The organism is Pseudomonas sp., assembly GCF_026224925.1.
In the GTDB taxonomy this organism is placed as follows: Bacteria; Pseudomonadota; Gammaproteobacteria; order Pseudomonadales; family Pseudomonadaceae; genus Aquipseudomonas.
Genome location: NZ_JAMFRV010000214.1, coordinates 1 through 7,143, shown reverse-complemented (window position 1 = coordinate 7,143; position 7,143 = coordinate 1). Strand labels below are relative to the sequence as shown.

At 56.9% G+C, this 7,143-nt stretch carries 7 protein-coding genes; all 7 read left to right on the top strand.

The window, feature by feature from the left end:
• Positions 1 to 197 precede the first annotated feature (197 nt).
• Positions 198 to 671: a copper chaperone PCu(A)C gene (locus M0974_RS09130; RefSeq protein ID WP_297835521.1), complete on the top strand. Its 474-nt coding sequence runs from the start codon at positions 198 to 200 to the stop codon at positions 669 to 671.
• A gap of 65 nt (positions 672 to 736) precedes the next feature.
• The gene (locus tag M0974_RS09125; protein WP_297835527.1) at positions 737 to 1,132 is read left to right on the top strand and encodes a DUF2946 domain-containing protein; all 396 of its coding nucleotides are present in this window, start codon (positions 737 to 739) and stop codon (positions 1,130 to 1,132) included.
• Between the two features lie 84 nt (positions 1,133 to 1,216).
• Positions 1,217 to 2,587: a PepSY domain-containing protein gene (locus tag M0974_RS09120; protein WP_297835519.1), complete on the top strand. Its 1,371-nt coding sequence runs from the start codon at positions 1,217 to 1,219 to the stop codon at positions 2,585 to 2,587.
• 165 nt (positions 2,588 to 2,752) lie between these two features.
• Complete coding sequence (locus M0974_RS09115) at positions 2,753 to 3,541, top strand: ABC transporter ATP-binding protein (protein WP_297835517.1); 789 nt, start codon at positions 2,753 to 2,755, stop codon at positions 3,539 to 3,541.
• Between the two features lie 41 nt (positions 3,542 to 3,582).
• On the top strand, positions 3,583 to 4,506 hold the full coding sequence (locus M0974_RS09110) for an ABC transporter substrate-binding protein (RefSeq protein WP_297835525.1): 924 nt from the start codon (positions 3,583 to 3,585) through the stop codon (positions 4,504 to 4,506).
• Positions 4,507 to 4,532: 26 nt separating this feature from the next.
• Positions 4,533 to 5,522, top strand: a complete 990-nt coding sequence (locus M0974_RS09105) for an iron ABC transporter permease (protein WP_297835523.1) — start codon at positions 4,533 to 4,535, stop codon at positions 5,520 to 5,522.
• 156 nt (positions 5,523 to 5,678) lie between these two features.
• The coding region (locus M0974_RS09100; protein WP_297835515.1) for a hypothetical protein at positions 5,679 to 7,143 on the top strand (1,465 nt) is incomplete at its 3' end.

The window sequence follows — 7,143 nt, the reverse complement described above, 5'->3', positions numbered from 1 at the left end:
TCCCGAACAAAGCTACGCGCCCCGGTTGGTCCCACAGATTTTCGGCATGGCGCTGGACCTGCATGGTCCATAAATCGCCTGAGCCAATGTGTTGGCGAGAGTCCTTGAGTCATACACCAAGCACATTGCTTCGCCAACAAGTTGGCTCTACAGAAGTATTCAGGCTAAATAGCGCCTTTGACTGATGGAGAATCACCATGATCAAGAAGATCCTTATTTTGGCCGCCCTTTGGCTGCCAGCCTGTTTTGCCAACGCTCAAGACTTCATGCTCGGCGAGTTACACATCGCGCAGCCGTGGTCCATGGAGCTACCGCCTAATGCGCCCACCGTGGCTGCGTATTTCGTCATTCACAACGGCGGAAAAACTGCCGACCACTTGCTCAGTGTCGACAGCCCCATTGCCGGTTTGGCCCAACTGCACGAACACTCGATGCAAGGCGCCCTGATGAAGATGCAACAGGTGCAAACCGTCGAGATCCCGGCCGAAAGCCAAGCGACATTTGCCCCGATGGGCTACCACGTGATGTTGCTGGAGTTGAAAGACAAATCGAAGCTGGTCGACGGTCAGCACTTTCCACTGACGTTGCACTTCGAAAAAGCCGGTGACGTGACCGTCGAAGTCGCGGTGCAAAAACAAGCGCCAGACGACACTGCCCAGCACAACCACTAATCGAATAAAGCACTGAATTGAACCGCACCCAGCACCGCGTCAGTTTCATCCAGCGCCCTCGCAAAATGCGAGGCGCATGGCTGAGCCTGTTCGCCATGTTGATGATCTTTATCGGCCCGCTGATTTCCCAAGCGATGCCGATGGATCATCACGTCGGGATGTCGATGTCTGCATCAATGGACATGACCGCACCCACGGACATGACCGCAGACGCGCCGTCTTGCCACGGTGCCGAACAGGCCCAGACATCGGTTGCCGCCGACCATGTTATTTGGGCCAAGTGCGGTTATTGCACCCTGCTGTTCAGTTTCCCGGCGGTGCCACAGACGTTGGCGTTCATCGCCGCCACGCCACCCAAGCCGACTGGCTTTTTTACCGTGGCGTCGCAACAAGGCCACGCCCGGCAAACCACCTTCCCCAACGCCCGTACCCGCGCCCCGCCGCTCTCGATTGCACGGTAATTCCGCCATTCATTGAACCGGTCGACACTGCAAAAAGTGCCGTTCCGGTCGAACCGTGTTTATCCCCTTTCGGGAGCGCTGCACATGACTCAAACAAAAGTCTCTTTCTACAACCTTGCCTGGCGTTGGCACTTTTATGCCGGACTGTTCGTCGCGCCGTTCATCATCCTGCTGTCGTTGACCGGGATCATTTACCTGTTCAAACCACAACTGGACAACGTGATGTACGGCGACCTGCTGTATGTCACACCCGGCCAGCAATTGCTCAGCGCCGATGCGCAACAACAGCGGGTGAAGGCGGCGTATCCCCAGGCCCCCATCAGCAAGTACCTGCCGCCGTTGAACGCGCAAGGCAGCGCGCAGTTTGTGGTGCTGCAGGAGGGCCGTGAACTGAACGTATTTATAGACCCGTATCGAGGCGAAATTCTGGGCACCCAGGACGGCAAAAACAACCTGCAAGCCCTCGCCCGCTCACTGCACGGCAAATTGCTGCTCGGCAAGGTGGGTGACCGCATTGTGGAGTTAGCGGCCGGCTGGGCAATCGTCCTGGTGATCTCGGGCCTGTACCTGTGGTGGCCACGCGGTGCGTCGATGGCCGGCGTTTTGTGGCCGCGCTTAAACACTAAGGGCCGGGTGCTGTGGCGCGACTTTCATGCGGTAACCGGTTTCTGGGGCGCGTTGTTTTTGTTGCTGATGCTGCTCAGCGGCATGACCTGGACCGGCGTCTGGGGCAAGCAGTTTGCCGACGTCTGGAACACCTTCCCGGCAGCCATGTGGAACGACGTACCGAAATCAAATAAACAGGCTGGCGAACTGAATACACCGGCCCGCCAAACCGTGCCGTGGGCGCTGGAAAACACCCCGATGCCGGTATCGGGCGAGCATGCGGAACACATGAATCACATGGCTGGAATGTCCATGCCTGCGGCGCCAACGCTGTCGCTGCAACAAGTAGTCGACATCGCCACAGAGCGCCGCATTGAGCCGGGCTATAGCATCACCGCGCCGACCACCGCAGATGGCGTATTTACCATCGCCGTGTTCGCTGACGACCCACGTAAAGACGCCACTTTGCATGTAGACCAATACAGCGGCAAGGTCTTGGCCGACGTCGGCTGGAAAGACTACAGCACTGTCTCCCGCGCCACGGAAATGGGCGTGATGCTGCACGAAGGCAAGTTCTTTGGCGGGTTCAATCAACTGCTGATTCTGCTGATTTGCCTGATGGTGCTGCTTAGCTCTGTGAGCGGGCTGGTGATCTGGTGGAAGCGTCGCCCACAAGGCGGCCTTGGTGCTCCGCCGCTGCGTCACGACCTGCCCCGCTGGAAAACCGCCATCGTGATCATGATCGGACTGGGGTTAGCGTTTCCATTGGTGGGCATTTCCCTGGTGGCTGTTTGGGCACTGGACTGGCTGGTGTTGTCGCGAATTCAACGCACTGCCACAAACCTGTAGGAGCAAGCTTGCTCGCGATGGATCGCGAAGCGGTCCCAAATGCCGGACTCAGTTCCAGCTGGAGGAGTTGAGTCGGCTGGATTACGACTGCTACGCAGCCGATCGCGAGCAAGCCCACTCCTACAGAGACCGAGCTCGCAGCACATTTATTCAACAGGACACCCCATGACCACACTTTCCCTCACCAACCTCGCATGGTCGCCACTCGGCCATGGTCATTGCCATCACCAGTTCCAGTTGCGCGAGGTGGGGTTGAGCGTGGCTGCGGGGGAGTTTGTCGGGTTGATTGGTCCCAACGGCAGCGGCAAGACCAGCTTGTTGCGCTGTGCTTACCGTTTCAACCGACCGGCCACGGGCGAAGTGCTGCTGGATCAAGCCGATATTTGGCAGCAGTCGCCACGCTGGTGCGCGCAGCGAATTGCAGTGGTGCTGCAGGAGTTTCCCGACGCGTTTGGCCTGACCGTCGATGAAGTGGTCGCCATGGGCCGCACGCCGCATAAAAGCCTGTTCGAGGGCGACACGCTGGCAGACCGGCAAATTGCCCGCGATGCGTTGCTCTCGGTGGGCATGCACGGCTTCGAAGACCATGGGTTTGCCACGTTGTCCGGTGGCGAAAAGCAGCGCGTGATTCTCGCCCGCGCTTTGGCTCAGCAACCGACCCTGCTAATGCTTGATGAGCCGACTAACCACCTCGATCCACGCTATCAGATCGAACTGCTGCAACTGATCAAGCGCCTGAACATCGGCGTATTGGCCAGCCTCCATGACCTCAATCTCGCCGCTGCGTTTTGTGATCGGCTGTACGTCATCGACCAAGGGCGCATCGTCGCCAGCGGTACGCCCACGGACGTACTCACCGTCGAATTACTGCGCGACGTATTCGGCGTCGAAGCACTGGTCGACACCCATCCGCTTTCCGGCTACCCCCGAATTACCTGGATCACTCACCCATGACGTCATCTTTTTTCCTGCGCATCAGCTTTGCCCTTGGGCTGATGTCGATCGTTGTTGCCCAAGCCTCAGCCGAAGCTACGCAATACCCGCTGACTGTCCAAAGTTGCAACCGCGAAGTGACTTTCAACAAAGCGCCGCAGCACGCCCTCAGCCATGACATCAACATGACGCAAATGATGCTCGCCCTCGGTTTGAAATCGAGCATGGTCGGCTACAGCGGCATTACCGGCTGGAAAACGGTGACGCCGCAGATGGCGAAAGTTCTCGATGGCCTGCCAGAATTGGCGAGCAAATACCCGTCGGTGGAAACCCTGCTCAACGCCAACGTCGATTTCTTTTTTGCCGGTTGGGATTACGGCATGCGCATCGGTGGCGACCTCACGCCGCAGACCCTCGCCCCGCTCGGCATCAAGGTGTATGAGTTGACCGAATCGTGCGCGTTTGTGATGAAACGTCCGGCGGCGTCCCTCGATGACATGTACAACGACTTGCGTAACCTGGGGAAGATTTTCGACGTGCAAGATCGCGCCAATCAGTTGATTGCGCAGATGCAGCAGCGCGTAGCGAATATTAAAGCCGGATTGCCCACTGACCGCCCCCGGGTGTTTCTTTACGACAGTGGCGAGGACCGAGCCATGACCTCGGGCCGCCTGGCAATGCCCCAAGCGCTGATCGAAGCCGCCGGCGGGCGCAATGTGCTGGACGATATCGATGCTAGCTGGACTCGGGTCAACTGGGAAAGTGTCGTAGAGCGCAATCCCGAAGTTATCGTGATCGTCGATTACGGCGAAGTCACCGCTGAACAGAAGGAGCGCTTCCTGACAAACAACCCGGCGCTGCAATCCATCGACGCGATTCGCAACCAGCGCTTCATCGTGATTCCTTACGTGGCTGCCACTCCGGGGATCGACAACATCGACGCCATCGAAACCCTCGCCGCAGGCTTTCACGGCAAACCACTGTGACCGGACAGCGCACCTATGGCCTGCTGATGGTGGGCCTCGGCCTCTTGCTGTTGGCGTCCTGCGTGCTGTCGCTGGGTTTTGGTGCAGCGCCCGTGCCCGCGCACATTGTTTGGCAGATCCTCTTACACAAGCTATTCGCGCTTGGCGCGGGCGTACCGAGCTGGAGTGCGGGCCAGGAACACATTGTGTGGTTGATTCGCGTGCCAAGGATGTTGCTCGGCGCATTGGTCGGCGCCGGCCTGGCGTTGACTGGCGCGGTACTCCAAGCGGTGACCCGCAACCCGTTGGCCGACCCACATTTGTTGGGCGTAACCTCCGGTGCAACCCTCGGTGCGGTCATCGTGGTGCTGCACGTTGGTGAGGTGGTGGGGCTTTTGACCCTGCCGCTCGCCGCGTTCACGGGTGCGTTGTGCAGCATGTTGATGGTGCTCGCCATTGCCAACCGCCAAGGCCGTCTGGACAGTGATCGCCTGCTGTTGTGCGGCATCGCGGTGTCGTTCGTGATGATGGCGCTGGCCAACTTGCTGTTGTTTATGGGCGACCATCGTGCCAGCTCCGCCGTAATGTTCTGGATGCTCGGCGGTCTGGGTCTGGCCCGCTGGGAGCTGCTGGGTATCCCGGCATTCAGTGTGTTGATCGGCCTGCTGTTGCTGCTGGCCATGGCCCGCGCATTGAACGCCTTGATGGCGGGTGAGCAAACCGCCGTCACCTTGGGTTTGAACGCACGCAACGTGAGGATAAAGGTATTTTTAATTGCATCGCTGATGACCGGGGTGATGGTGTCCATCAGCGGCTCAATCGGCTTCGTCGGCCTGATGGTGCCCCACGTAGCTCGCCGCATAGTCGGCGCCGAACACCGTCGCTTGCTACCGGCCTGCGTATTGATGGGCAGTATTTTCCTGGTGTGGGTCGATGTCGCCGCCCGCACCTTGATTGCCCCCGAAGACCTGCCCATCGGGGTAGCCACAGCGGCAATCGGCGGTCTGTTTTTCATCGGGCTGATGCGCAAGCGCTAGCCCGCATGACCGGTCCTACAGGTAGAACTGCCCGATTCGGTCTGCTGAATATCCACAGGCCGGCAGACACCGCCCTCGCTTAGTGACTCCATGGTTTGGACCTCTCGCACATCGCTAACGAGAGCACTTCCTTATTAACAACCATGAATAACTAAAATGACCAATCAGATTCCCCCTCTGCCCGCAAGCCTGGACACCATGCCAGTCGATTCAGATTTATTTCCACCCAGCTTTCTCGCAACGGTTGAATTTGAGTTCCGAAAAACGCTTAACCGAGATCATCCGGGTGTAATGATCGACTTTCAAAACACGTGGTTGACGCTGTACGAATACAAAGCGCGCAACATACCGCCGTACACCGACTTTCCGTCGCTGCGCCCAGCACCAGAACCTCGCTGGGATCGCAGGTTCAATGAGTCTTTCAGACTGTGCGATAGCTTGATCGATTACTTCCTGGGAGCGTTAAAGCTGGAAGACGAAAGTGTCGGACTGTTTACTGTTGCAGACTCAGTTTCTGTCGTGAATGAGGTGCTTTCACTGACCCATAAGCAGTTGGTAGCTATCTACCGTCAGTGCGCGGACTCAATGTCCGACGCTTACAACGAGTCCTTGATACGTTACTGGAGCGCCATCGGGACCGATGGTAAAACCCGCAAAGCGTTGTTCATCGACGAGCGCGCTAAAGCGCTGCAGCTGGAAGCTCGGGCAGGCGTATACCAGAAAACCTTAACCACTCAGCAGGGCGCCATGCTGACTGAAATGCTCCGGTACAGCCGAGCGAACAATTCGACCTTGATAAAAAAACACGGCGTGTTCAGCCTGTCTTTAAGCGTCGGCGATAATCCATTGGTGCCCTTCACCGGCCTATCTATTATCACCCACGCCAACGAATTCTACTCCTTTGAGCATGAAGGGGGCCGTCTTGGCGCGGTCGTGCTTTATTCCCCCAATAATGGACTGGAAGGGTTCGATTCGTTGCTTTCATTGAACGAATCATTAGTAAAACGGCTGAGCGACCCGGAACAAAAAGCATGGTTGCTGAAAAATGTCCCACTTGAGCAGGCCTTCAGTATCAATCCGTCCAATGACGAAAAACCTGCGACCTATGCCTGGAATATCAGGCCCATGAAAGCAGACTTTCTCAGCGAACTATTGGCATCGCAGATTATCAAGCAACAATCTGACTTTTTGCACTGCGTCAAAATATCCAAAGCCCTGGGATTTAAATCCGGTGACTTTCTAGAGGCTCTTTCACAATCACTCGACCCACATTATCAGTTCGACAACTTCCTGAATCTGAACTGGAACGACAAATATATCCTCTACACGTCCATGCCCCGTTGGTGGCAAGCGATGAGCACCGAAAACAAAGACAGCTGGCTGATCTCAGCGAAAACAGCGGGCAACTCGATTATTGACCTTACGCGGCTGACTGAGAAACACCTGACTAATCCGCTGACCAATGATCAATCAATCACCACCGACTACATCGATACGGTTATTAGAACCCAATTGAAAGAAAGAGAAATACTGCTGACTGCTGATGAAATTTTTATCGACGTGGTTTACAGCCCGGCGTTACTCCCACCCTACTTCCCACACTTGGCTGTACCCGCAAATC

Bases quoted from the DNA above. Each gene is read 5' to 3' on its own strand.
- M0974_RS09125 (WP_297835527.1), top strand. From the start codon at position 737: ATGCGAGGCGCATGGCTGAGCCTGTTCGCCATGTTGATGATCTTTATC.
- M0974_RS09110 (WP_297835525.1), top strand. From the start codon at position 3,583: ATGTCGATCGTTGTTGCCCAAGCCTCAGCCGAAGCTACGCAATACCCG.
- M0974_RS09105 (WP_297835523.1), top strand. From the start codon at position 4,533: ATGGTGGGCCTCGGCCTCTTGCTGTTGGCGTCCTGCGTGCTGTCGCTG.
- M0974_RS09130 (WP_297835521.1), top strand. From the start codon at position 198: ATGATCAAGAAGATCCTTATTTTGGCCGCCCTTTGGCTGCCAGCCTGT.
- M0974_RS09120 (WP_297835519.1), top strand. From the start codon at position 1,217: ATGACTCAAACAAAAGTCTCTTTCTACAACCTTGCCTGGCGTTGGCAC.
- M0974_RS09115 (WP_297835517.1), top strand. From the start codon at position 2,753: ATGACCACACTTTCCCTCACCAACCTCGCATGGTCGCCACTCGGCCAT.